Annotated in this window: 18 protein-coding genes; 16 read left to right on the plus strand and 2 right to left on the minus strand. The window is 60.1% G+C overall.

Going from position 1 to position 26835, the window contains the following annotated elements; translation table 11 throughout:
* Window positions 1-3: 3 nt before the first annotated feature.
* Together ACP90_RS04030 and ACP90_RS04035 are read left to right on the plus strand one after the other, a co-directional pair.
* Window positions 4-444: a tripartite tricarboxylate transporter TctB family protein gene (locus tag ACP90_RS04030; RefSeq protein ID WP_023003738.1), complete on the plus strand. Its 441-nt coding sequence runs from the start codon at window positions 4-6 to the stop codon at window positions 442-444.
* Window positions 445-446: 2 nt separating this feature from the next.
* Window positions 447-1952, plus strand: a complete 1506-nt coding sequence (locus ACP90_RS04035; protein ID WP_088665162.1) for a tripartite tricarboxylate transporter permease — start codon at window positions 447-449, stop codon at window positions 1950-1952.
* A 31-nt stretch (window positions 1953-1983) separates the two neighbouring features.
* Here the strand turns inward: ACP90_RS04035 and ACP90_RS04040 are convergent, their stop codons facing one another.
* Window positions 1984-2754 (minus strand): IclR family transcriptional regulator, encoded by a 771-nt coding sequence (locus ACP90_RS04040; RefSeq protein ID WP_062486904.1) that lies wholly within the window; start codon window positions 2752-2754, stop codon window positions 1984-1986.
* A 272-nt stretch (window positions 2755-3026) separates the two neighbouring features.
* Window positions 3027-5771 (minus strand): AAA family ATPase, encoded by a 2745-nt coding sequence (locus tag ACP90_RS04045; RefSeq protein WP_088665161.1) that lies wholly within the window; start codon window positions 5769-5771, stop codon window positions 3027-3029.
* A gap of 218 nt (window positions 5772-5989) precedes the next feature.
* Here ACP90_RS04045 and ACP90_RS04050 point away from each other — a divergent pair, with 218 nt between their 5' ends.
* From ACP90_RS04050 to ACP90_RS04115, 14 genes are all read left to right on the plus strand, one after another.
* Complete coding sequence (locus ACP90_RS04050) at window positions 5990-7264, plus strand: serine hydrolase domain-containing protein (RefSeq protein WP_201030451.1); 1275 nt, start codon at window positions 5990-5992, stop codon at window positions 7262-7264.
* 14 nt (window positions 7265-7278) lie between these two features.
* The gene (locus ACP90_RS04055; RefSeq protein ID WP_158514157.1) at window positions 7279-9000 is read left to right on the plus strand and encodes a ShlB/FhaC/HecB family hemolysin secretion/activation protein; all 1722 of its coding nucleotides are present in this window, start codon (window positions 7279-7281) and stop codon (window positions 8998-9000) included.
* Window positions 9001-9093: 93 nt separating this feature from the next.
* Window positions 9094-10656 carry a serine hydrolase domain-containing protein gene (locus tag ACP90_RS04060; protein ID WP_062486911.1) on the plus strand — a complete coding sequence of 521 codons (1563 nt, stop codon included), beginning with the start codon at window positions 9094-9096 and terminating at the stop codon, window positions 10654-10656.
* 374 nt (window positions 10657-11030) lie between these two features.
* On the plus strand, window positions 11031-12335 hold the full coding sequence (locus ACP90_RS04065; RefSeq protein WP_353612768.1) for a sigma-54 dependent transcriptional regulator: 1305 nt from the start codon (window positions 11031-11033) through the stop codon (window positions 12333-12335).
* Window positions 12328-14349, plus strand: a complete 2022-nt coding sequence (locus ACP90_RS04070; protein WP_062486916.1) for a HAMP domain-containing sensor histidine kinase — start codon at window positions 12328-12330, stop codon at window positions 14347-14349. Before ACP90_RS04065 ends, ACP90_RS04070 begins: the two co-directional genes overlap by 8 nt.
* Window positions 14350-14752: 403 nt before the next feature.
* Window positions 14753-16492 carry an OFA family MFS transporter gene (locus ACP90_RS04075; protein ID WP_062491339.1) on the plus strand — a complete coding sequence of 580 codons (1740 nt, stop codon included), beginning with the start codon at window positions 14753-14755 and terminating at the stop codon, window positions 16490-16492.
* A 539-nt stretch (window positions 16493-17031) separates the two neighbouring features.
* The gene (locus ACP90_RS04080; RefSeq protein WP_023003716.1) at window positions 17032-18048 is read left to right on the plus strand and encodes a substrate-binding domain-containing protein; all 1017 of its coding nucleotides are present in this window, start codon (window positions 17032-17034) and stop codon (window positions 18046-18048) included.
* A 115-nt stretch (window positions 18049-18163) separates the two neighbouring features.
* On the plus strand, window positions 18164-19681 hold the full coding sequence (locus ACP90_RS04085; protein WP_062486918.1) for a sugar ABC transporter ATP-binding protein: 1518 nt from the start codon (window positions 18164-18166) through the stop codon (window positions 19679-19681).
* A gap of 71 nt (window positions 19682-19752) precedes the next feature.
* The gene (locus ACP90_RS04090) at window positions 19753-20697 is read left to right on the plus strand and encodes an ABC transporter permease (protein WP_051990117.1); all 945 of its coding nucleotides are present in this window, start codon (window positions 19753-19755) and stop codon (window positions 20695-20697) included.
* A 26-nt stretch (window positions 20698-20723) separates the two neighbouring features.
* A complete protein-coding gene (locus ACP90_RS04095; protein ID WP_055661135.1) occupies window positions 20724-21704 on the plus strand; it encodes a sugar-binding transcriptional regulator in 981 nt (326 codons plus the stop codon).
* Window positions 21694-22689 carry an aldo/keto reductase gene (locus ACP90_RS04100; RefSeq protein WP_062486920.1) on the plus strand — a complete coding sequence of 332 codons (996 nt, stop codon included), beginning with the start codon at window positions 21694-21696 and terminating at the stop codon, window positions 22687-22689. Before ACP90_RS04095 ends, ACP90_RS04100 begins: the two co-directional genes overlap by 11 nt.
* A gap of 60 nt (window positions 22690-22749) precedes the next feature.
* On the plus strand, window positions 22750-24477 hold the full coding sequence (locus ACP90_RS04105) for a glycerol-3-phosphate dehydrogenase/oxidase (RefSeq protein ID WP_062491341.1): 1728 nt from the start codon (window positions 22750-22752) through the stop codon (window positions 24475-24477).
* The gene (locus ACP90_RS04110) at window positions 24468-25310 is read left to right on the plus strand and encodes a class I fructose-bisphosphate aldolase (RefSeq protein ID WP_062486922.1); all 843 of its coding nucleotides are present in this window, start codon (window positions 24468-24470) and stop codon (window positions 25308-25310) included. The genes ACP90_RS04105 and ACP90_RS04110 overlap by 10 nt, the downstream gene beginning before the upstream one ends.
* The gene (locus tag ACP90_RS04115) at window positions 25303-26814 is read left to right on the plus strand and encodes an FGGY-family carbohydrate kinase (RefSeq protein ID WP_201030452.1); all 1512 of its coding nucleotides are present in this window, start codon (window positions 25303-25305) and stop codon (window positions 26812-26814) included. The genes ACP90_RS04110 and ACP90_RS04115 overlap by 8 nt, the downstream gene beginning before the upstream one ends.
* Window positions 26815-26835 lie beyond the last annotated feature (21 nt).

Consider the following 26835-nt stretch of genomic DNA (forward strand, 5'->3'; position numbering starts at 1 on the left):
GGGATGAAGGCTCTCTTCAAGGCACAGGACGGGCTGCTGGTCGCGCTCGTAGGTGCAATTTTCCTCTACGCTTCCCGCGATCTCGACATGGGCGTGCCGCGCAACATGGGGCCGGGGATGTTCCCGGTCGTCTTGAGTGCCTTGACGATTGTCTTCGGATTGCTGATCGCGGTCGTCAATGTCGTTCGTGACGTCACCCTTCCAGGGCAATTCCCCTGGCTCGGTCTCTGCGGGGTCGTTGCCTCCATCGCACTCTACGCTCTGCTGATCGAACGGCTCGGCATCGCACTCACCACCTTGTGTGCGATTTCGGTGCTGGCGCTCGTCATTCCGCGCATGAAATGGCTGGAAACGGTGCTGCTCTCCATCGGCGTTTCTGCCTTCCTGTGGCTCACATTCGTTCTGGGCCTCGGCATGCCTCTCAGGCTTTTCCCCGGGTTCTGATCATGATGGATTTCCTCTCAGGGTTTACGGTCGCACTGCATCCGGTAAATCTCTTTTATTGTTTCGCAGGTGTTCTGCTGGGCAATATCGTCGGTGTTCTTCCAGGTATCGGCGCGATCGCGGCGATCTCGATCCTGCTGCCGGTCACCTTCTATCTGGAGCCGACGACCGCGGTCATCATGCTGGCCGGTGTCTATTACGGAGCCGAATATGGTGGCTCCATCGCATCGATCCTCCTCAATTTGCCGGGCACTGCTTCCAACGCGATCACAACGCTGGACGGTTACCCGATGGCGAAAAGGGGCGAGGCTGGTCTTGCCCTGCTGACAGCGCAGATCTCCTCGCTGAGTGGTGGCACTTTCGGCATTCTGGCCATGGTCTTCCTGTCCCCGTTGATCGTGAAGTTCTCGCTCTCCTTCGGACCGGCGGAGTATTTCGCGACCTTGCTGCTGGGGCTCGTTGCCGGATCGGTTGCGGTGGGCGGCTCGGCGCTCAAGGGCGTTGCGATGGTCTTCATCGGCATGCTGCTGGGCAGCATCGGCCTTGACCTCAACAGCGGCGTTGCCCGGTTCGACATGGGCTATGCAAACCTTCTCGACGGGCTGTCGATCGTCGCCGTTGCCATGGGCCTGTTCGGCATCCCGGAGGTCATCAACAAGCTGAGGGATGACCAGGGCGACAGGAAACCGATCGCCATTTCCGCCCGCTCCATGTTTCTCGCTTTCGGCAAACTCAAGAGCATCAAGTTCTCGATCCTTCGCGGAGCCTCCGTTGGTGGCATCCTGGGGCCCTTGCCCGGTGCAGGGCCCACGATTTCCTCTTTCCTGGCCTATTCGCTGGAACGGTCCGTGGGCGGCAAGAAGGAAGAATTCGGCACTGGACGCATCAACGGGATTGCCGCGCCTGAGGCAGCCAACAACGCTGCCGCCCAGACGGCCTTCATTCCGACCATGACGCTCGGTATTCCCGGAACGCCGACGATGGCGATCATCCTGGGTGCCTTGATGATCCATGGCATCGCACCCGGACCACAGCTGGTGGTCGATCATCCGGACCTGTTCTGGGGCCTGGTCGCCAGCTTCTGGATCGGCAACGTGTTGCTGCTGGTGTTGAACGTACCGCTGATCGGGGTCTGGGCGCGACTGGTTGCGGTGCCGAGACGGTTCCTGTTTCCCGTGATCATTGCGCTGATCTGCACTGGCGTCTTCGGCGTTGCGAATTCCACCTTCGACGTCTGGGCCGTGTTGTTGATGGGGGTTATCGGGGCGATCCTGCGATTTTACGACTATTCGCCCGCACCGCTGCTCATCGGGTTCGTTCTGGGGCCGATGCTCGAGGAGCACCTGCGCCGCGCCCTGATGATTTCAGGAGGAGATTTCGGTTATCTTCTCGGATCCAGCACGGCCATCGCGATCCACTGCATCACGATCCTGATCATCGTGCTGCCGCTGCTCAACCTGATCTGGTCGCGGATCAAGCGTAAAAACGAAAAACCCGTTGCCGGTTGACAGCCTCGGTCAAGCGGAAGGCGACGCCTGATCAGGCTCTACCTATCGGCCGCATCTTCGACAGCTTGGCGCTGATCTTCGCGACTTCCTCCCCCATGATGGCGAGTACCGATTGCAGGTGCTCGCCGGTCATGCGCGCCATGATGCTGGAAACGCTGATTGACGCAAAGGGTGTGCCGGCACTGTCGCGGATTGCCATGGCGACGGTCCTGACGCCTACGTCCGACACCCTGTCGATGTAGCCGGTCTCTCTTGCCAGTTCGACCATCTCACGGATTTTCGTGACGCCACCGGAGAACTCCTTGAGGTCACCGGTGTTTCTGTCCAGGATCGCTTCGGCTTTTGCAGGCGGAAGGGCGGCAAGGACAGCCATGCCGCCGGCGCCCAGCCCGATCGGGCGATGAACCCCGACGTCCAGAACAAACGCCTTCACGGGAAATGTGCCGCTTTCCCGGGCAATGCAGGTCATCTTGTCACCGACGACACGATTGAGGAAAACGGTGTCGCCCGTTACCTCGACCAGACGTTCGAGTTCCGGCTTGCAAACATCTTGCAGGTCATAGGCCGGGAAGACCAGCAGACCCAGTTCGTAAATTCTGGAGCCGAGAAAAAAGCGACGGTTTTCCGCATCCTGATCGACGAAGCCATGTTCGATAAGCGCTTGCAGCACCCGCCGGGCAGTCGGCCGGGTCAGACCGGACTTTGCGAGTATGTCCGCGAAGGGAACACCGTCGGGATGCCCACCCGCGACAAGATCGAGCAGCATCGCTGCGCGGTCGATGCTTTGTGTTCCTGCAGTCATCCTCGTAAGTCTCTATAATCGTATGTGTTTAATATCTAATTCGACCGAATGTCCTAGTAGAGTGGTATTGCATGAGGGCACACGGGTCCATTGAAATGAAGGGCATTCGGGAATTTATTGGCATGGCTAAAGGCCTCGTTTCCGGATCCGATGTTGCCACTGTGTCTCCAGGTCGGAATGAGGGGAACTAGAAGCCTGTTGAACGGCTGGAGACGCAGGCTGAAGTCCTATCCGGACGCGGGTTGGCGGAGTGCTTCTCAGGTCAGTTGACCTTAAATCCGGTCCAGAAGGTCTTGCGCACGTTTTTCGTAAGTCACGGCGTTTTGGGTTCGTGCAAACCTGATTGCACGGCGAAGTGCAGCTGAAGCGTTTCGGGTTCGGCCGGTCTGCACCGAGAGCAAGGCCCACAGGCGATGGAGATCCGCTTCGTGCCAGCGCTCGCCAGTACGTCTGATGATCTTAAATGCCGACGCAAGTGCCTTCAGCCCTTCGGCCGGGCTACCGCAGCGGCTGGTCGCTTCTGCGTAGAGTGCCAGTCCGTAAGGACGGGTCAGCGTCACGTTCATTGCCGCCTGAGCGTTCAGACCTTCGTGAATTTGCTGAAGGCCGGAAGCGTTCCCAAGCTCTACCTGGGCCCACCCGGCCAGCAGGTCGCCATAAGGGCGCCAGAACGGAATTGCGGCTGCTTCGCAGGTTTCGATCAGGGCTGTCGCCCGTTCCAGCACACGCACCGGGTCTTCACGTTCACGAGCGATCAGAGCTCCTGCCCAAAGCATCTGCGCTCGACCGAAAGGCTGCTCCAATGTGTCCGTCAACGTCATGCCTTCGGCATAAAGGCGTTCGGCACGTTCGCTTTGGCCGAGCAACTGATGAACGCAAGCGGCATACTGGCGGCAGACGATGCCGGGATCTTCACCGAACAGAACCGATGCCTCTGCGCCGTGGTTCGTGCCGTAGGCGCTGCAAACAGCCTTGATATGAGGCAGACAGGCGGCAAGATCACCACGGAAGAACCGTGTTTGCCCGACGGCATTGTGGGCCACCATTGCATAGAGCGCTGGAGCATTCTCTGCCAGGTCATCGAGACCCTTGGCAAGTTCGTCGGCTGCTGCAAGGTCTGCCTTGGTCAGGTGGTGGTTCCAGAGCCCCGCAAGTGCGGGCACAATTGTCGTCGGGTCATTGGTTCGGCCTGCAAGTGTCGCGGCGCGTTCGTAAACGTCCCGAAGTTCGTCAGTGGTGAAGTGATCCCCGACAATAAGTGCCGCTCCCAGACCCAGTAGCGTGCGGCATTCCGCCGTGTGCATTTCGGGGTCAGGCTCGCAGGCGGCGAAGGAGACAAGCGCCTGCCGGAATTGAGCGGCCGCATCGTTGATTGCGCCGCGTTCCAGCGCGGTCAGGCCTGCAAGCCCTCGATGGACGGCAGCACGTTTCCAATCGGCGGCACGCTCGAAATGATCGGCGAGTGTGGACGCGATTTCGCCAGTGCGGGATTTGAACGCGGTTTCCAGCCGGCTGCCGATACGTTGGTGAAGTCCTTGCCGATTTGCGGCCGGAATAGCGTCGTAAAGCGCCTCCTGATAGAGCGCGTGCCGGAAGACGTAGCGTGTTGCCTGGGTCCCGTCCGGCCAGGCCATGACACCGGCCCGTTGAATAAAGCGCCTGACGCTTGCAAGGCGGTCGAGAACCGCTTCGCCTTTTTCCACTTCGAGCCGATCATCGCTCAACATGGCTGCTGAAAAGCGAATTCCGGCAACGCTGGCAATGTCGAGTAATTGCCGCTCGTATGGGTCCAGCCGGCCGATTTCGCCCGCGATGAATTTTCCGGCCCCGCGTGAGATTGCCGAAACGATTTCATTGATGTCCTGCTCGGGTGCCTGCTGATTTTCGGAACTCTCCAGGACCCCGTCCCGATGCCACTGGTCGATGATCGCATCGACCAGGATGGCATGCCCCTCCGTTCTTCGCCTCAACTCGCCGGCAAGGGAGGCAGGCAGTCCGTGGTCCGGATAGCGTCGCTTGAGAAGGTCCGCCACGGCTGTTTCGTCGAGGCCGTCCAGCGTGATCGGGCTAAAGTCCTGAACACGTTGGAGGTAATGCAATGTCGTTTGAAGATCTCCAGACTTGTCCAGTTCATCAAACCTGTAGGTTCCAACCACAAGGGTTCTGGCAGGAGCGCGGCGTTGAGCCCAGGAAAGAAGCCATGCCAGCGTGCTCTGATCGGCCCAGTGCAGGTCTTCCAGAATGATGACACCGGGCTGCTGCTGAGAAAGACGCTCCATGAGTGCGGTCAGCTCCCGCAACATTGAGTCCGGTTGCGTGTCCGTGAATTTTGCGGGCAGGGGAGCGGGCTCCCGGCCAGAACGAAGCTGCGGCAGCAGGTCTCGCCAGGACGGCGCGACATCCTCAAGAAGCCGCAAGACCCGTTTTCGTGAGGCACCTTCGGCGAGCTGTGTCACGATCTCGATCAGTGGGCCATAGGGTTCCCGGGCACCTCGATGGGGAATGCACTGCCCCCGGGCAGACCAGAAGTCTGCCGTGCGTGGCAGCGTGGCGGCGAACGTCTCCACCAGCCTTGATTTGCCCGATCCGGCTTCCCCTGCGACAAGGTTCACAATGCGCTTGCCAGCACGCACTGCAGCTGCGCACTCCGCAAGGGACTGCAGTTCCGTGGTTCGGCCCACGCAAAAAGGGGTCGTTCCGGTGGTCTCCGTGCCGGAGTTCAGAACCGTGATCTTGCCGACAAGGCGGTAGCCCTGCCTGCCGACCGTTTCGATGAACCCGGGTGTTTCGGCGCTGTCCCCCAGCAAGCGTCTAAGCTCGCGGATACACTGCTTTGGACCGGTCTCGCGTCCATGCTGGTGTCCCCAGATCAGATGTCTCAGCTCTTGCTGGCTGACGATCTCTCCCTCGCGGGCGTGCAGCTCCACCAGCACGGCGAGAGTCTTGGGGCGCAAACGAACGGCTTCCCCGTCACGCAGCAGTTCGCCACGAGAAACATCAAGTTCGATTTTTTGCACTGAGACGCAGATTCCGATGTTCCGGTGAGGTACGAGGACCGTGCCTCGATGAAGAATTACACTGACTGACGAACTACTTATACCATTTTTGCACCGTTGCCGACTTTGTTTGCCATCCTGATTTCCCTACCACCAGTCCTCATGGGGACGCGCCCCTGTGGCATGCCCTGCCGCAAGCGCGATCCCCCGTCTGCAATCGGAAAAGAGGACAGCCCAGATTGGCAAGATCGGTCACAACAGGCCCGGTGACAGCACGGGCCGTGCAATTGCTTGCAGCCCTGCTGGTGTCGGTGTGCGGCGTTAACCCCGCCGCAGCGTTCGTATCATGTGTTGAGGATTTTGACCGGGGTGTGACCTCCGCGGCAGCAGACGCCAGGCCCGGCACGCCGCTCTCCGCAGCACTTTCCCAACAGCTGGATGACGCGGTGCTGGCCGCGCTTCCACTTGCCGAAACGCCGGGTGTCATTGTTGGTGTCCAAACACCTGACGGCACATGGAAAAAAGGGTACGGCGTCGCCGACCCCGCAAGCGGAGCTCCGATGGAGCCGGGCATGCACACGCGCATTGGGTCCGTGACCAAGACTTTCACCGGAACAATGCTGTTGCAGCTTGCAGAAGCCGGACGGCTTTCTATTGATGACACGATCGACGCCTATGTCGAGGGAATTCCCAACGGAGACAGGATCACGCTGCGCCAGCTCGCGGACATGACCAGCGGTGTGGCGAGCTACACCGCTTCCGAACGGTTTGTGGAGCTGTTTCTCGATCAACCCGGTGTCGCGTTTTCGCCCGAGGATCTGCTGACCTTTGCCGTCGAGAATTCGCCGCTCTTCGAGCCGGGAACGCAATACGATTATTCCAACACGAACACGATCCTCCTTGGCATGGTCATTGAAAAGACCACCGGGCAGCCCTTCGAAACGTCTTTGCGGAAGATGATCCTGGAGCCTCTCGGACTGGAGAAAACAGTCTGGCCGGGAAGCAGGACCGAACTACCGGAGCCCTACGCCCAGGGCGTAACCATTCAGGGCGTCGATGCGACGCCGGAAGCGCCTCTTGTTGCTACACACTGGAACCCGGCTTCGCTCTGGACAGCGGGGGAGCTGATTTCCAACCTCGACGATCTGCTCGTCTATGGCCGAGCCCTCGGGTCCGGCCAAGGGCTTCTCGGAACCGAGATGCAGCAAGCGCGGCTGCGATCCTTCCTTCCGCCTGATGGGTACGGCCTGGCGCTTCGGTGCAACGGAGAGTGGGTCGGCCACACGGGCGAAGTGCCTGGATACACCACGGTCGTTTTCCATAGCCCGCGGACTGACACGACCCTTGTTGTCCAGGCGAACAGCGACATGCCGTCCGGCGATTGCGAGGAGGGAAAGGAGGCTCAGGACGCCGACGAAGGTTCGGGACTGACCTGCTCGCTGCCTGCCATGCGCATTTTTAACGCCGTCGCTCCGTTACTCGGCGAAACGGCTCCCCAGAACACCGCTGAATAAGAACGGAGCCGTCCGTGACAAGACAGGTACTGCCTCCCCCGGCAACAAAAACCCTGCGCGGTGCTGCCGCTGCTAATTCCAAATCTGCCTTTCGGCTTCGGGCTGCTTCGGTTCTGGCCGTCTCTTTCGTGGCCGCGGTGTTTTCTCATTCTGCACTGGCTCAAACGCTGGATCAGGCCGTCGCCGGGCAGACCGTCATTATCGAACGGTTCACGCCGCCTACAAGGCCGGGCACGGTCGACATCACGGTGCAGGATCAGCGCAAGCGTGTTTCAGAACAAGATGCCGAGAGGGTACGCTTCACGCTCCGGTCGGTATCGATTGCCGGTGCTCATTCGGTTTCGGACACCGATCTGGCGGCCATCTGGCAGGGCAAGATCGGCAAGGACATGTCTCTTGCGGATCTCTACCGGATCGCCGAGGCGGTTGATGCCGCCTATCTGAGAGCCGGCTATTTTTCGATGACCGTCGTTCCGGTGCAGGACTTTGCGTCCGGTGCGGTCTCGCTCCGGGTCTACGAAGGCTATGTTGAAACCGTCGAGATCACCAGTTCCATCCCGCGCATCAGGGAGCGCCTGACGCCCTATATCAACCGCCTGACCTCCATGCGGCCCATTCGGATCAAGGAAGCGGAACGCGTCCTGCTGCTGATGAGCGATCTTGCCGGTCTGCAGATCGAGGGAACAATTGTGCGCCCGGAAACGCCCACAGGTGGCGGTACGCTGAAGCTCGCGGTTGATTTCAGCCGATACAGCGCTGGCGTCGGTCTCGACAACCTTGGAACAGATACGGTCGGTCCGCTGGAACTTTCCGGAAATGCCACGGTCAACGACATCTTCGGGTTGTTCGAAACGACAAGCCTGGTTGGGGTGACCGTTCCGGACGCGCCCGAGGAAATGGTGCTGCTGCAGGCTTCGCAGTCGGTTCCAATCGGGTTCAACGGGCTCTCCGCGGGCTACGACCTGACCTATGTGACACAGAAGCCCGGCGCAGACCTGAAAGAGCAGGACATCCACATCGAAACCGTTATCGGTTCGGCTCATCTCCAGTATCTGCTCATTCGCACCATCGACCAGAGCCTTTACGGCAAGGTGGAAATCAATCTTCGGAACGACCGGATCGACGTGATGGGCGCGCGGGCTGCCCGTGAACAGGCGCGTTGGGCGACGGTGTCCCTCCGGTACGACCTTGATGCAGGCCCTGCCTCATTTTCCGCTGGAGCCGAACTGGGTCAGAGCCTGAACCACAAAGGTGAAATGGAAATTGACCCGGACGACTATCGCTTTGGCCGGTTCAACTTCGGCGTCTCATACGATCTGGCGTCCATCGCTCGGCTTCAGCTGCGCACGGCCAGCCAGTATTCGCCGACACCGCTGCCCGGTGCGGTCCGGTTCGCTCTTGGCGGCGACCCCTACGGCTGGGCGTTCGATGGCGGCAGCCTCTCCGGTGACAGTGGCTTTGCGTCGGCGTTTGAAGTCAGTCACGACATCGAAACCGGATGGTCTGCGCTTCCCGGTCTCACCCTGACGGCCTTTGCCGATTATGGCGTCGTCTGGAACGTGGATGAAGCCGCCGACTTTGACCGCGACGAACTCGGTTCAGCCGGTGTCGGTGTCAGTGGCATGGTTGCCGACCGGGTGAATTTTCAGGTTCTCACCGCCACACCCTGGCATCGGCCGGAAAACGCCGAGGATCCGGGGACCCGGGTTTTCTTCAGGCTGGGGCTGGCGCTTTGACGACACCGGAAAGTATCGCCCCGGCCGGATCGGCCGAAACCCATCTGCAATGACCTGCAGGCGCGAACAGCAAGACTGATTGAGAGGTTACACATGTCGTTCTTCCAGCTCACCCGGCGCCGGTTCCTGGCGTCCGCGTCTCTCGCGGTTCTGGCAGCACCAGCCCTTGCCGAGGACCTGCCGCCATCCAGAACGGCGGGAACCGAAGTTCCGCCTGGCCAGATCGACAAGGCGATCGCCGGGCTTGACGGGATCGTTGAAGACATCAAGGCGCGCAGCAAGGTGCCGGGCCTAGCGGTTGCCGTCGTACACAAGGGAGAGACTGTCTACGCGAAAGGCTTCGGAACGCGGGGCGGCGAGGGCGATCAACCGATTGACGCCGACACCGTTTTCCAGATGGCTTCCGTGTCCAAGTCGATCGGGGCAACAGTCGTTGCCCGGCAGGTCACGCGCGGCGTTGTTTCGTGGGACAGCAGGATGCGCGACCTGCTGCCATGGTTCAGCCTTGCCGATCCCGATATTACCGAACGTTTGACAGTGGGGGATCTCTACAGCCACCGTTCCGGCCTGCCGGACCATGCTGGTGACGATCTGGAAGACATCGGCTTTGACAGGCAGACGATCCTCGAACGTTTGCGCCTGCAGCCCCTGCGCGCCTTCCGCACGAGCTACGCCTACACGAATTTCGGCCTGACCGCCGGCGCCGAGGCGGTTGCCGAAGCATCCGGGGCCGAATGGGCCGACCTTTCTGACGAGGCCCTGTTTCAGCCGCTTGGCATGACCAGGACCAGTGCGCGGTTCGATGATTTCATGGCACGGGAAAACCGCGCGGTGCCGCATGCCAGAAGCGGTGACGGTTTCGAGGCGCTGTACCAGCGGCAGCCGGACGCCCAGTCACCCGCCGGCGGGGTGAGTTCTTCTATCAACGATATGGCCAGATGGATGAAGATGGTTCTGGCCGATGGTGGGGAGCTTATTTCTCCCGAAGCCTTGCAGCCTGCAATCAGTCCGCAGAGCTTTTCCAGCCGTTCCCATACGCCTGACGAACGCGCCGGGTTCTACGGCTATGGTTTCAATGTCGGCACTGACCCGTCCGGCCGGGTAATCCTCAGCCATTCAGGTGCTTTCATCCTTGGTGCGTCGACCTATTTCCTGATGATCCCCTCGCTCGACATAGGGATCGTGGTCCTGTCGAATGCGGCTCCTGTCGGTGCCGTTGAATCCATCGGCGCATCCTTCTCCGACATGGTTCAGTTCGGGCGTGTGACCCGAGACTGGTTCTCCGGATACGAAGGCCTGTTCGCTTCCTTCTATACGCCTGCCGGTTTCACGGCCGGTGAACCCGCGCCTGCCGCTGCCGCACCTGCTCCTGCGGCTGGCTATTGCACGGGCCGTTACGGGCATCCCTACTTCGGCACGGTCGAGGTGAAAGAGGAGGATGGCGGGCTCGTCCTGCTTGCCGGTCCCCAGCCAATAAAGCTGCCGCTGCATGCCTGGGACGGGTCGATGATGGTGTTTGACATTGCCAACGAAAATGCCGTGGCGGGTTCGCGCTCGACCGTGACTTTCTCAGGCGATGGCAAGGAAGCAAGCACCCTGGAAATCGAGCTCTTTGTGCTGAACGGGCCTGCGCGGTTCGAAAGGCTTGCGCAATAGAGTGAGCTGATTCTGCGACGCACATTAAAACCCCGCAGGGACGTCCTGCGGGGTTTTTGCTTTCACACACCCTCAGCACCTGATCCGCAGAGAGAATAAGCAGAAGACGTCGGGATACTTGAGAGTTCCGGTGCTGAGGCTGCTTCCTGTCTGGGCAATTGGTTGCGCGATTTCAGATAGTTGTAATTGCACGTGCGTCTCCGGAAGACATTGCATACTGGAATATGCAATGCTCCGGGCCGGAGGATGGACCATGACAAAAGAACGGATGAAACTGCCGGGGAGGGGCTATGAAGAGCGGTGTTTCCAAACGTCCTGAAGAGGCAGATTCACAGCCGGAATTCGGTCCCTGGTTGCCGCAGGCGTCGATCCTGATCGTCGACGACGAGCCTGGCATGCGCAATTTTCTGGTCCGCACGCTCGAGCCTTATTGCAAACGCATCGAGCAGGCCGCTGACACGGTCGAGGCCTCGGCGCTTCTTGATACCCACCATTATGACGTGGTGATCCTCGACAATATCATGCCAGGCAAATCCGGCGTGGAATGGCTTGGCGAACAGCGGCGGATCGGGTTTTTCGCCGATGCGATCCTGATGACGGCCTATGCGGATCTGGAAACCGCGATCCAGGCCTTGCGGGCAGGTGCCGTGGATTTCATCCTGAAGCCCTTCCGGTCCAACCAACTGCTGAACGCGGTTGCCAGGTGTCTCGACCGGGTCACGCTGCTGCGGGAAAACCAGCTGTTGCGCCACCAGTTGCAGGCAACATCCGACCATCTTCTTCTGCGTGACAAACTGATCGGACATTCGCGCCAGATCGGCGAGATCCGCGAAACGATCTCCCGCGTCGCGCCGCTGCCGACATCCGTTCTGATCACGGGGGAATCCGGGACCGGAAAAGAAGTTGCTGCCAGGTCGCTTCACGATCTTTCCGATCGGGCGGACAAGCCCTTCGTTCCGGTCAATTGCGCCGCCATTCCAGGAGACATGATCGAAGCTGAATTGTTCGGGCATCTCAAAGGCGCTTTCACCGGCGCCGGGTCCAGCCGCGACGGCCTGTTCATGCACGCGCATGGCGGTACGCTGTTTCTGGACGAGATCGGCGAACTGCCAATGGCACTACAGAGCAAGTTGCTGCGGGCAATCGAAGACCGGAAAATTCGGCCGGTCGGGTCCGAGCGTGAAGTGCCTGTCGATCTGAGGTTCGTGTTCGCGACCAACGCAAATCTGGAGCAGGCCGTGGAGGAGGGCCGGTTCCGGGCGGACCTCTACTACCGGGTCAACGTGCTTCAGCTCGAAATGCCGCCGCTGCGCGAGCGTGGTGACGACATCCGTGAACTTGCGTCGCTGTTCATGCAGAAGCTGTCCGTTCAGCTTGGAATGCCGCCGGTACCTTTTACGGATGAAGTGGTCTCCGGACTGCTGGCTTATGAATGGCCGGGCAATGTTCGCGAACTGCGCAACACGGTCGAACGAACCTTGATCCTTGGCCGCTTTCCGGCGGAGTTCCACAGTACGCAGAGCCTGTTGCTGCCCGGCGGAGAAACGCTGCAGGACATGGAGAAGCGTCATATCCTGATGGTGCTCGAGGAAGCCGGTGGAAACCGTGCCGAAGCGGCGCGGCGGCTCGGCATTTCGCGCAAGACCATCGACAGGAAGCTGATGGACTGGAATGGCTGAGGAGAGACGACGCCGGAAATCGGGAAGCCGCCTGTCCGTCAGAGTCAGGCTTCTGGCCATCGCCCTGTTGCCGACACTTGTGGTTCTGCCACTCTTTCTCGGCTGGGCGATGGTGCGCTGGAACGCGAAGTTCGATTCCCTGTTGATCACCAAGGTCAATGGCGACCTGACCATTGCCCATCAGTACTTTTCGAGAATCCTGGAAAATTCGGGTGAAAAGATCGATGCGCTGGGCCAGTCGGCCTCCTTTCGCGACGTTGCAGACAGTGGTGATGCTGCACTTCTGGCAGGGCTTCTGGAGCGGCGGCGTGAGGAGCTGGGTCTCGATTTTCTGTATGTCGTGCGCAGGGACAGGACAGTTGAGGCGGCCTCTCCGCCAAGTGCCGTTCCGCCGGTCTCCAAGGACTGGCCGGTCATCGAACAGGCCTTTGCAGGATCTGCCGCCACAAGCGTGGATATCTTCGAAGCCGGTGATCTGACGGCGATTTCTCCGGCACTAGCAGATCGGGCCCGGCTGGATCTCGTCCCGACACCCAATGCGGTGCCGACCGAAAGGGCCGCGGAAACACGCGGCATGGTGGTTCACTCCGCAAGCCCGGTCACCGTGCCGGGTGCGCCCGTGGCAGCTCTGGTCGGTGGCATCCTGCTCAACCAGAACCTCGTCTTCATCGACACGATAAACGATCTCGTCTACCGCGAGGCGAGCCTTCCCGAAGGCAGCCAGGGCACCGCGACGCTGTTTCTGGAAGATGTCCGCGTCAGCACCAATGTCCGTCTGTTCGAAGACAAGCGCGCGCTTGGGACGAGGGTGTCCGCCGCCGTTCGCCAGAAAGTGCTGGGCGAGGGTCAGGTCTGGCTCGACAGCGCCTTCGTCGTCAACGACTGGTACATCTCGGCCTATGAACCGATCGCCGACAGTTTCGGCGAGCGGGTGGGCATGCTTTATGTCGGCTTTCTGGAGACGCCATTCCGGGAAGCCAAGCTGGCGACACTGGTCGCGCTGCTGCTGGGCTTTCTTGTCGTGACCGCTGGCAGCGTGCCGCTGTTCCTGAGGTGGGCTCGCGGTGTCTTCAAGCCACTGGAAAAGATGACGGACACCATTGCCAGCATCGAAAAGGGAGACCTTGGCGCCCGCACGCGGTCCGAAGGCAGCGGTGACGAGATTGCGCGTGTCGCCCAGCATCTCGATCATCTGCTCGATCTGGTTCAGGAAAGCGACCGGCAGCTCAGGTCCTGGAACGAGGAGCTGAACACCCGCGTCGAGGAACGCACGCGCGACCTCAAGATGGCGAACAGGCAGCTGGAAGACACCACCAAGCAACTGATCATGTCGGAGAAGCTCGCCGCCATCGGCGAGATCACCGCCGGTGTTGCCCACGAGATCAACAATCCGATTGCAGTGATCCAGGGCAATCTGGAAGTGCTGCGCATGCTGCTCGGTGATCATGCAAAGGTTGCCAGTACGGAAATCCGCCTGATCGACGAGCAGGTGGACCGGATCAACCAGATCGTCATGAAGCTGCTGCAGTTCGCCAAGCCGGACGAATATGCAGGCTATGCCGATCGGCACGCTCCGGACGAAGTGATTTCTGACTGTCTTCCGCTGGTCCGCCATCTCCTGCGCAAGACCGATATCGAGGTTGTTCGCGAGGCCACTGCCTCCCGTCTGGTGCTGATGAACCGGACGGAACTGCAGCAGGTGCTGATCAACCTCATCGTCAATGCCATCCATGCCATGCCCGGCGGCGGCACGCTGACGATGAAAACCTGGGATATGAATAAGGAAGATGTCGCCGGAGTGTCGATCGAGATTTCGGACACCGGTGTCGGCATGAGCGAGGATGTTATCGCGCGAATATTCGACCCCTTCTATACGACGAAAAGCCGGCAGGGCACCGGATTGGGGCTTTCGATTACCCAGACGCTGGTCAGCCGTCAGGGCGGCGATATCAAGGTGGAAAGCATCGAAGGGGCCGGGACCGTTTTCACAATCTGGTTGCCTGAAGGCACTTGACGTTGCGGGTGGGCTGCCCCTGAGTTGCTCCCGGCCTCTAGGCCGTTTGGGCGGTCAAGGGCTTCCGGACAGATTGTCCCAAACGGCTAGAAAACAACTTTTGAATGTGGACAAAATGTCCACTCGTCTTTCTTCCTGAAAATCTAACTGTCTGAAATTCAACAGAAAAGAAACTGGCCCCGAACTTGCCATCAGTAAGGAGCTGCCGGAAGGCGCGGGACGGTGCAACCGTTCCTGCGTTGCGGACCTGAAGCGGGAGGCTTCGACAGGTCCGCGTCTGCCGGGAGCGGGGCATCCGGCTTTGTCTTGCCGGACCGGGGGAGACATGACAGGCCGGCCGCAAAGGGACCGGCACCTTCCCGGAGGAATGCCCGACAACCGTGCATGGGAGGAAAATAAGTGCATGTTTGATCGGTTGAAAAAGGAACATATCGTCGCAGAGGACGGATTTAACCGCTGGAAGGTTCCGCCAGCATCCATCGCCATCCATCTTTGTATCGGCTCCGTCTACGCCTGGAGCATCTTCAACCCGCCTCTGATCAAACAGTTCGGGGTGGTTGCCGCAGCGCCGGAAGACTGGAGCCTGTCTTCGGTCGTCTGGATCTTTTCCGTTGCCATCGTGTTTCTCGGGCTTGCAGCCGCCTTTGGTGGCAAGTGGCTTGAGGAAGTCGGCCCTCGCATGGTCGGCGTCGTTGCCGCCTTCTGCTGGGGCGGCGGTTTCATCATCGGCGGCTTCGGCATCATGACGCACCAGCTCTGGCTGCTTTACCTCGGTTACGGCGTGATCGGCGGCTGCGGTCTGGGGCTTGGGTACGTATCACCCGTTTCCACCTTGATCCGGTGGTTCCCGGACCGGCGCGGCATGGCCACCGGCATGGCCATCATGGGCTTTGGCGGTGGAGCGATGATCGCAACGCCGATCAAGGAATATCTGCTCGGTCTGTTCTACAAGGCGCCGGAATACCTGGGGCCTGAAGGATCTGTTGCCCTGATCACCGAAGGCGGCAAGCGCCTTGCGGAAGTCAACGGCCAGATGGTGGAAGTGGTTATCGCAGGCGCCAAGCAGGTGGCAGCAGCGCCCGTTGCGCTTCAGGAGGGGATCTATGTGGTCGGTACCGGTAACACCGGGGCTGCAGGGACCTTCTTCACGCTTGGCATCGTCTATCTGGTCGTGATGATCATCGCGGCCTTCTCCTACCGGGTTCCGCGCGAAGGCTGGCGTCCGGCCGGCTGGACACCGCCAACTGCCGATGCTGCGTCCCGCAAGATGATCACCCACAACAACGTTCACATCGATCAGGCGCTCAAGACACCGCAGTTCTATCTGCTGTGGATCGTGCTCTGCTTCAACGTGACGGCGGGTATCGGCGTGATCGGCGTTGCCAAGACCATGATGACGGAAATCTTCGGCACCACGTTGCCGCTGATCGTGAATTCGGCCTTTGCGGCAACCTATGTGTTCATGATCTCGGTCTTCAACATGGTCGGGCGGTTCTTCTGGGCTTCCACTTCGGACTTCATCGGCCGCAAGAACACCTACCACTGCTTCTTCGTGCTCGGGATCATCCTTTACCTGTCGATTCCGTTTGCAGCAGAGCAGGTGAGCGTCAATCCGGCCGTCACCTGGCTCGTGATGTTCTATGCAGCCACCATGATCATCTTCACGATGTATGGCGGCGGCTTTGCGACCATCCCGGCGTATCTCGCCGATATCTTCGGCACGAAATATGTCGGTGGTATCCATGGGCGTCTGCTGACGGCGTGGAGTACGGCAGGCGTTCTGGGGCCGCTGGCGATCACCCAGCTGCGGAACATGTCCCTGAACAATGCGATCACGGATCTTGCCGCCAAGGTGGACCCGAGTGCCTTTGCCGAGAAATTCGGTGCAGGTGTCGATCAGCTCGACCAACTGGTGGCCGCAAAGACGGTGACTGTTGCCCGGCTGATGGAAATCGCTCCGGCCGGCACGGTGGATCCCACACCGAGCCTCTACAATACCACCATGTATGCCATGGCAGGCTTGCTCGTGATCGCGTTGATCGCGAACTCGCTGGTTAAGCCGGTGCACGACAAGCATCACATGGAAGCCGGTGCCGACGGGACCAGCCCGGTTCCGGAAGGTGCGGAGCCGGCGAAGGCCTGATCAAGGCTTCTGCCATCACGATCAACCGGCCCGGAAGCATCCGCTTCCGGGCCTTTTTTGTGTTCATATGCATCACAAAGCTGAGGGATAGGGGGTCGGATTTCGGACCCGTCAGGGGCGTTCCGTCAGTTTCCCGGCACGTTCATGGTGAGCGTTTTCAAGTGACCAGATGCAATGCCTTCCATGAAAAGATATTTTCTCTCAATGGCTTGTGTTCTCTCTCGGGTCTTTACTCGGCAATGTCTTATTTGAGGCGCTGGTTGAAATAAATTTCAGAAAAAGAAATAAATACCAAAACAGTTTGACGGCTTTCGGGGGCTGCCCTTATCCATGGTCTCGCTGGGATAAAAACCAGTGTTTGAAATTTCTTGCAGTGAGCTGGTCTCTTTGACAGGCTGACCTGCAAGACCGGGAGGAGCAGCGTCAGGCTCCCTGCGTTGAGAGGAACGCAGACTGGATGTCCTGACAATCTGAAATCGATCACCCATCGGGCATTCGGCCGTTCGCGGTTGGCAGCCCGTTGGTCCAGGGAGAAAACCATGGGCACTTCTATCTTCAAGGGAATTCTCGCGTCGACCATGCTGTCGGCTGCAGTTCTGACCGCAGCTCCGGCCGCGGCAGACGGTTTGAAATGCGAGCCGGGCGAAACCTACATCATGAACGTGATGGTTTCCGGCCATCCCTACTGGGTGCCGGTCTATCAGGGCTTCAAGCAGGCTGCGTCCGCATTCGGCTGCGAGACGATCTTCTCCGGCACGCCGGACTATGACATCACCAAGCAGATCGCTTCCTTCGAGCAGGACATGGTCAAGCAGCCGGCTGGTGTCTTGCTGCACCCGATGCAGTCCGATCCGTTTATCGAGCCGATCGACCGGGCCGTCGACAACGGCACGCAGGTCGTGACCTTCGCGGCGGATTCTCCGAAGTCCAAGCGCAGTGCCTATATCACCTCCGACAACCTTGCCGAAGCCAAGTTTGCCGCCGAAGAAATCGTCAAGCAGGTTGGTGACAGCGCGGAATATGCGGTTCTTGAAAACCCGGGTCAGTCGAACCACGATCTGCGCGTGACCGCGCTGCTCGACTACATGGGAGAGCACTACCCGAACATGAAACTGGTCGGCCGCCAGGCGACCAACCAGGACAGCAATGCCGCCTACCGGGCAACGGCCTCAATCCTTCAGGCCAACCCGAACCTTGCCGCTCTCTGGATCCCGGAAGCGGGCTCCGCGGAAGGAGCTGTCGCAGCGGTGCTGGAAGCGGAAGCGAAAGTGCTGATCATGCATGCCGATGTGACGCCAACCACTCTTGAGCACATCAAGGCCGGCAACATCCACATGGCGCTGAATCCGAACCAGGGCATGCAGGGGTTCATGGGCTTCATGGCCGTGTTCCTCGCCGCACATTCCGACGTGTTCGATCCGTTCAACGACTACAAGGTTTCCGGCTACAACCCGGTTCAGATCCCTTACGTCGACAACGGCTTTGCCGTGATCACCAAGGAAAACGCCGACAGCTTCGACCTCAACGCCTACATGGAAGGCCGCGACCCGAGCTGATGAACAAACCGGGGCTCCTTTGGAGCCCCGTGTGATACGGCGAGCTGCCTGCAATCAATGCAGCAGATCAGGCAGCCCGTTCTTTCTCCGGAATTGCGAGCAAATCGGCCCTGTCATGACTGACGATGTGATCCTCAAGATCTCCAACCTCTCGAAATCCTTCGGGCCGGTTCAGGCGCTCAAGGGGGTAAGTTTCGAATTGCGCAAGGGCGAGATCCATGCGCTTGCCGGGGAAAACGGCGCCGGCAAATCGACGCTGATGAATATCATCGACGGCATCCTGCAGCCGGACAGCGGAGAAATCCGCTTCGATGGCGAACCGGTGGTCATTTCATCTCCAGCGATGGCGCAGAAGCTCGGCATCGGCTTCGTTCACCAGGAGATTGCGCTGTGTCCCGATGTGACGGTTGCCGAAAACATTTTCATGGCGACGACCAATGTCAGCCGTTCGTTCCTGATGAATTATCGTGCACTTGAAAAGAAAGCGGCTGAAGTGCTCGGCCAGCTTGGTGACATCGAGCCGACGACACTCGTGCGGGATCTGTCGATTTCCCACCAGCAGCTCGTCGAGATCGCCAAAGCCCTGACACTCGATTGCCGGGTGCTGATCCTGGATGAGCCGACGGCGGCGCTGACAGAGAAAGAAGCGCAGATCCTCTTCAAGATCATGCGCCGTCTTGCCGACAAGGGCATCTCGATCATCTACATCTCCCATCGCATGGTCGAGATCTTCGACAACTGCGATCGGGTCTCCGTTTTCCGGGACGGCACCTACATCACGACCCGCAATGTTGCGGAGATCCAGCCCGATGACGTGGTCAATGCCATGGTCGGCCGGGTTATCGACGAGCTTTACCCGCGCAAGCAGTCCGAAAGCGAAGAGACGGACGATATCATTCTGGACGTTCAGAACCTGAGTGAACGCACGCGTTTCAAGGATGTCTCGTTCCAGCTCCGCAAGGGCGAGATCCTCGGGATTGCCGGGCTGATCGGTGCTGGGCGCAGCGAGATCGTGAAGGGCATCTGCCGGCTTGAAGGCGACGTGACCGGGGAGGTTTCGCTCAATGGCCGCAAGCTGTCGCTGAAGACCTATCGGGACAGCATCTCCGAGGGCATCGTCTATTTGTCCGAAGACCGCAAGGGTGACGGCATCTTTTTGGATATGTCCATTGCCGCCAATGTCTCCGCCCTGAAACCGGAACAGGTCGCGAATTCCTTTGGTCTGATTGCCGGAAGCCGGGAGGTTGCGCAGGCAGACACGCTTGGCAAGCGTCTCAATCTCAAATGTGGCTCGCTGTCGGACCCGGTGTCATCGCTTTCCGGAGGCAACCAGCAGAAGGTTGCGATCGCGAAAATGCTGTCGGTCAATCCGAAGCTGATCTTCCTGGATGAGCCGACGCGTGGTGTCGATGTCGGCGCAAAGGCCGAGATCCATCGCATCCTGCGCAATCTCGCCAGCAGCGGGGTCGGAATTTTGGTGATCTCGTCGGAGCTGCCGGAACTGATCGGCGTTTGTGACCGTGTGCTGGTCGTCCGGGAGGGACAGATCAGCGGCGAAGTCACGGGCGATCAGATGACCGAAGAAAACATAATGCACCTGGCGTCCGTGGGCGCCCAGGCAACCATAAACTAATCGTGGGGGAAACCATGGAAGACGCCGTCTCCCTGACAGACGCGCCGAACGGCAAACCGGCAGACGTATCGATGATCCGCAAACTGTTGCGCATGCGTGAAACGGGACTGATCGCGATCATCCTAGTGCTGTTCATCGTGATGTCCTTCGCCTCGCCCTACTTCCTGACCTGGGTGAACATGCGCGCCATGGTCATGGCCTTTGCGGTGGAAGGCATCGTGGTGGTCGGCATGACCATCCTGCTGATTTCCGGCGGGATCGATCTTTCGGTTGGCTCGGTGACAGCGCTGGCCATGGTGATTGCCGGCTGGCTGTTCCTGAACGGGGTCGACCCCTGGGTCGCGTCGGCGATTTCGATTGCCGCCTGCACGGCCATCGGGGCGTTCATGGGGTTCTTTGTCACCCGCGTCGGCCTTCATCATTTCATCGTGTCGCTGGCAATCATGGTGATCGCCCGGGGGGCGTGTCTTCTGGGCACGGGCGGGCGTCCGCTCGGTCTGTTCACGCTGCCGCCCGAGTTCAAGTTCATCGGTCAGGGGTCCATTGGACCGATCCCGGTCGTGATCCTGATCTTCCTTGTGGTGGTGATCGGCTTCGACTTCCTGCTGCGCCGCACGACCATGTTCCGCAAGGTGTTCTATACCGGCAGCAACGAGAAGGCCGCCGCCTATTCCGGCATCCGTACCAAGCGCGTGGTGTTCTTCACGACCACCCTTTGCTCGGCTCTGTGTGGTGTGGCCGGCATCATCTACATGGCCCGCTTCGGTTCTGCCCAGCCGACCTTCGGCATCGGCATGGAACTGAACGTGATTGCGGCGGCCGTTATCGGCGGGGCGAGCCTCAAGGGTGGTTCGGGTACCATTTTCGGAGCGATCCTGGGGGCGGTGCTGCTGTCGGTTGTTTCCAGCTCGCTCGCGCTTCTGGATGTCTCGGTCTATTGGCAGGACATCATCCGCGGCTCGATCCTGCTGGCGGCGGTCTCCATAGACCACTATCTCGTCAAGAAACGCGCCTGACCCGGCTCCAGCGAAGAGGCAACCAGATGGCGGACAAGAAAAACGATATCGAGCTGATGCGCCAGATGCACACGGTTCTCGTGCTGCATTTCCTGGAAGGCAAGAAACAGTCGGAAATCGCCGAACTGCTCAACCTGTCGACGTCCAAGGTGAACCGTCTGATCACCCAGGGCCGCAAGATGGGCATGATCAAGATCGATATCGAGAACCCGTTCCAGCGGTTGACTGATCTGGAAAACCTGCTGGAACAATCGACGCCCCTTTCAAAAGCGCTGGTTACATCGTCCGTCGAAGGCAGCCCCAACACGACGCTGAAGCAGGTCGGGCTTGCCGCTGCCAACCATCTGGTGGAGACCATCCGTGATGGCGACATCATCGCCATCACGGGTGGCAAGGCCGTCGGGGCGGTGGTGCAGAACATCGAGACCGACCGGAAGTTTGACGTCACCGTGGTGCCGCTCACTGGAGGGGTGCAGGGCAAGTACCACACGGATGTCAATCATCAGGCCAGCCTGATGGCCGAGAAGCTGGGCGGCAAGGCACTGCAGCTTCATGCGCCGCTCTTTGCCGAAAGCCGGGAGCAGCGCGACATGCTGATGGAAGTCGGCTCCATTCGCGAGGTCCTGGACCTGGCACGGCAGGCAACGATCGCTCTGGTCGGCATCGGATCCATCGCGACGCCCGGGTCGAGCTACTACGACCTGCATCCGATGCCTGAATCGGACCGCAAGATGCTGGTTGGTAGCGGTGTCAGCGCCGAATTCCTGGCCTACCTGATGCGCCAGGACGGGACGGTTGCCGACTACGCCCTCAATTCGCGGCTGGTCGCACTGGCGCCTGAAGAGCTGCGGCGCTTCAAGCGGGTCATCGGGGTGACCTCGGGCGATGAAAAGATCTGGCCGATCCGGGCCGTCCTCAACGGAAACTATCTGAATTCACTCATCTTGGACGAGGACACCGCGGGAGCGGTCCTTGCAACCATGGAAGGCAAACAGAATGTTGCATGAAATGCTGACACGCGAGATCGGACGCTCAAGCATTGAGGCGTCGGCTATCGGGCTCGGCACCTGGGCCATTGGCGGCTGGATGTGGGGCGGCACGGATGAAGCCAAGTCGATTTCCGCAATTCAGGCTTCCATCGATGAAGGCATCAGCCTGATCGACACTGCTCCGGCGTATGGCCAGGGGCTGTCGGAGGAGATTGTCGGCAAGGCGATTGCAGGCCGCCGCGAAAAGGTGGTGCTGGCAACCAAATGCGGTCTCGTCTGGCACACCCAGAAGGGCAATCACTTCTTTGATTATGACGGCAAGCCGGTGCACCGGTATCTCGGCAAGGATGCGATCGTCCATGAGGTGGAGCAGAGCCTGAAGCGGCTCGGGACCGATTACATCGATCACTACATCACCCATTGGCAGGATCCGACCACGCGGATTGCGGAAACCATGGAGGCGCTGGAAACCCTGAAGACCCAGGGCAAGATCCGCTCCATCGGTGCCAGCAACACGACTGCCGACGATGTGAAGGCCTATGTGGCTGCAGGGCAGCTGGACGCGATCCAGGAAGAATATTCGATGATCAAGCGCGACATCGAGGACACCCTGGTGCCTCTCTGCCTCAAGGAAAAGGTTTCGGTGCTGAGCTATTCGTCGCTGGCGCTAGGTCTTCTGACGGGCAAGATCGGTCCTGACAGAACCTTCGAAGGTGATGATCAGCGCAAGGACAATCCGCGGTTCTCGGTCGAAAACCGCCGCAAGGTTGCCAGATTGATGGACGCCATCGCTCCGATAGCGGAGGCCCATGGTGCCACCAAGGCCCAGGTGGTGATCGCCTGGACGCTGCAGCAGCCGGGCATCACCTTCTCCTTGTGCGGAGCCCGTGATCCGGTGCAGGCGCGGGAGAATGCCAAGGCGGGGCGCCTCAGGTTGACCAGTGAAGAAATCGGGCTCATCGGCGATGCCGCCGCGACCCATCTGACCGAACTCGCCGCTTAAGAGACTTCGAAATTGAGATTGGAAAGGGCACCGGGCATCCGTCCGGTGAACGGGGAAGGCATGTCCGAACAACGGCAAGGAAAATGGGACCGTATCGCGCTTGACGGCGCGTTCGACGCCGTTGTCGTCGGCGGCGGTATCAACGGGATCGGGGTCTACCGGGATCTGGCGCTGCAGGGTGTCAGGGTGCTGCTGGTGGAACGGAACGACTTTTGCTCGGGGTGCAGTTCTGCCTTGTCGCGCATGATCCATGGAGGATTGCGCTATCTGGAAAACGGCGAGTTCGACCTGGTGCGCGAATCCCTGCGCGAACGCGACGCGCTGCTGGTCAATGCGCCTCATCTGGTCCATCCGCTGCCGACCGTCATTCCCATCGGATCGCTCTTTTCCGGGCTCCTGAACAGCGCGGCAAGTTTCTTTGGCTTTTCAGGTCAGCCTTCCAGCCGGGGAGCGGTCCCTATCAAGCTCGGGCTGACGCTTTATGACTGGGTGACACGCAAACGCCGGCTGTTGCCGAAACACCGTTTCCGCGGAGCGAAGGCGACCCGGGATACCTGGCCGGGTCTGACCGGCGCCATCCGGTGTTCGGCCACTTATCACGATGCCTGGATCAGCCACCCGGAGCGGCTAGGTCTGGAACTGGTCAGGGAGGTGGAAGAGGTGGCTCCCGACTGTGTCGCCCTCAACTATGCCTGTCTTGAGCCGGCCGGGAGCGGTTTTGTTGTGCGAGATCAGGTGAGCGGCCGAACGGAAGAGATCTCGGCGAAGATCCTCGTCAATGCCACAGGCGCCTGGCTGGATGATGCCATTGATGAGCTTGCCGGCAATTCCAGCCACGAACGCCTGGTGTCGGGTACAAAGGGATCGCATCTCATTCTCGACAATCCGGCGCTGGAGAAGGCGCTTGGCGGCCATATGGTCTATTTCGAGAATTCGGATGGCCGGGTCTGCATCGTCTTTCCGTTCTTCGGCAAGGTTCTGGCCGGGTCGACGGATATCCGCGTCAAGACAGCCGAACGTGTGCGCTGTGAGCCGGAAGAAGAAGCCTACATTCTGGGCTCGCTCCGGCTGGTCTTTCCGGAGATCGACTTCAATGCGGATGATGTCGTTTTCAGTTACAGCGGCATTCGGCCGTTGCCGAAGAGCGATCATGATTTTACAGGCCGGATTTCCAGGGGCCATTTTACGACCCGTATCGAAGGACCCGTTCCGCAGATCTGCATGATCGGCGGCAAGTGGACAACGTTCCGTGCCTTTGCCGAACAGGCGACGGACGAAGTGCTCAGCGAACTTGGCCGGACCAGGCATGTCGGCACCCTGTCGCGCCCGATCGGCGGCGGAAAGGATTTTCCTGATGCTGCCGTGATCCTGGAGCGCGACCTGATCTCGAACCATGGCATTGGTCCCGCGCGCGCCGCGCACCTGGTGGCGACCTATGGCACCACGGCGACGGAGCTGCTGGCCTTTTGTCAGGGCAGGCCGGACGACGAGGCACTTTCGCCGCAGACAGAAATCACAGCGGCGGAGATCGCGTTCCTCGCCTCCCGCGAAAGCGTGGTGACCCTTGCCGACATCGTGTTGCGCCGGACGACACTCGCCATCCAAGGACTGATCAGTGAAGAGCTGCTCGACAAGCTGGCGGCCGTCGCCGGTGAAGAACTCGGCTGGTCCGACGCAGAGCGCGGGCTTCAGCGCGACCGGCTGATCGAAGACCTTTCCACCTATTATGGCGTTTCGTTTGAAGATCGCCGGAACCAAGACACAAGCAGGAGCAGAATATGCGTTTGAGCCCCAAAGCCCGGATGAACCGGATGTTCACCCACGGCGGCTGCCTGGATGTTGCCGTTGATCATGGCGTGTGCAACGAACCGAGCTTCATGGTTGGCCTGGAAGACATGGCCGGGGTTGTCGACACCCTGGTCAAGGCCGGGCCTGATGCGATCCAGATGGCCTATGGCCAGGCGGATCTGTTGCAGTCGCGTCCGGAGAAGGACAAGCCGGCGCTGGTGATGCGCATCGACATGGGCAACCCCTACAATGACCAGCGCCACCGGGTGATGTGGTCGCTGCTGCAGAATGCCGACGAGCCGATCATCGGGGCTCTGGAAATGGATGCGGCTTGTGTCGTGGTGAACCTGTTCATGTTGCCGGACGAGCCGGAGCTGTTTCGCCAATGCGTGGAGAATATCTCCAGGGTGCGCGCTGCCTGCCACAAGTACGGCATGCCGTTGATGATCGAGCCGCTGGTAATGCTGCCGAACGACATCCGGGGTGGCTATCAGGTTGATGGCGACGCAGACAAGATCGTGACACTGGTTCGGCTGGCAAGCGAGATGGGAGCCGACATCATCAAGGCGGACCCGACCGATAACGCGGAAGATTTCCACCGGGTGGTCGAAGCGGCGCGCGTTCCGGTTCTGGTGCGTGGTGGGGGCAAGGAAGACCTGAAGACTGTTCTCAGGAAATCCGCTGCACTGATGCGCCAGGGTGCCAAGGGCATGGTCTATGGACGCAACATCTATCAGCACGACAACCCGAAAGCGGTGATTGCGGCACTCATGGCAATGATCCACAACGGTGCCGACGGTGACGAAGCATGGGACATCTATAACCGTGGCTGACGACAGGACTTATCTGCTGGGGCTTGATGCCGGCAACACGGTGATCAAGGCTGTCCTGTTCGATCTGGCGGGCCGCCAGGTGGCGATGAGCGCACTGGACGGCCAATCGTTTTCACCTGCTCCCGGACATGTTGAACGCGATCTCGGAGAGTTGTGGCGCAATGCGCAAACGGTTATCCGCGAGTGCCTTGACAAAGCCGGTGTCGAGCCTTCGCAGATCGCGGCAGTTGGTTGTGCCGGGCACGGCAACGGTCTTTACCTGCTGGACAAGGACCATGAGCCACTGCTGGGCATCCAGTCGCTGGATACGCGCGCCGCGGATCATGCAGGCAAGCTGCGTGAGGCGCATGGTGACAGGCTGCACGCCCTGTGTCTGCAGGAACCCTGGCCGTCCCAGACCCCGACGCTGCTTGCCTGGATCAAGGACAACCGGCCGGATCTTTATGCCCGGACCGGAACCGTGCTCCTTTGCAAGGACTTCATCACCTTCAAGTTGACCGGAGAACGCGTCAGCGAGATCTCCGACATGTCGGGGTGCGGTTTGCTCAGGTTACCGGACAATCTCTACGACAGGGAGCTGCTGGAACTTTATGGTCTCGGCGAGGCAGAGCCGATGCTGCCGCATCTGGTCGAACCGGCGGATGTGGCCGGGCATGTCACGGCAGAAGCCGCGACTGCGACCGGACTGAAGGAAGGGACGCCGGTTGTCGGCGGCTATTTTGACGTGATCGCCAGTGCGCTCGGGTCGGGCGTTGTCCATTCCGGCGAAGCCTCGATCATTGCAGGCACCTGGAGCATCAATCAGGTCTTTTCGGAGGCCCCGATCGTCGACAAGGCAATGTTCATGGCCTCGGGTTTTGCCCCCGGCCGGTTCGTCAATATCGAATCGAGCGCAACATCGGCCGCCAACCTGGAATGGTATGTGCGAGAGCTGGTGGAGCGCGGGAAACATCACGACGATCCGTTCGGCTATTGCAACGCGAGGATCGCGGAGGTCGCGCCCGCGGTGGACGACCCGTTCTTTCATCCGTTCCTTTACGGCTCGCGGCTTGGGGCGGACTTCCGCGCCGGGTTCTATGGTCTCGCCGGCTGGCATTCGGAAGGGCACCTGCTGCGGGCCTTGTTCGAAGGGGTTCTCTTTGAACATCGCCGCCATATCGAGGTGCTCGGGAGAACCGGTGTCACGTTCGACCGGGCAGTGCTATCCGGAGGCGGGTCACGCAGCCCGGTCTGGCCGCAGATGTTCGCCGATTGTCTGGGTGTTCCGATCACCGTTGCGGAAGCTCGTGAGACGGGTGCGCTAGGCGCGGCCATTGGAGGCGGTGTTGGTGTCGGTCTCTTCCCTGATTACGAGACGGCTGTTGCAGCCATGACGAGGGCGCAGAAGGAATATCTGCCGGTGGCTACGATGAAATCGCACTACGACCGGCGCTACCGGACCTACTGCAAGCTGACAGATGCTCTTCGGTCCTTCTGGGCCGATATGCATGTCATGGACGAATAGTCCTCTTGGAGGAATTGCCGA

This window comes from Labrenzia sp. CP4 (genome assembly GCF_001579905.1).
GTDB lineage: Bacteria > Pseudomonadota > Alphaproteobacteria > Rhizobiales > Stappiaceae > Roseibium > Roseibium algicola.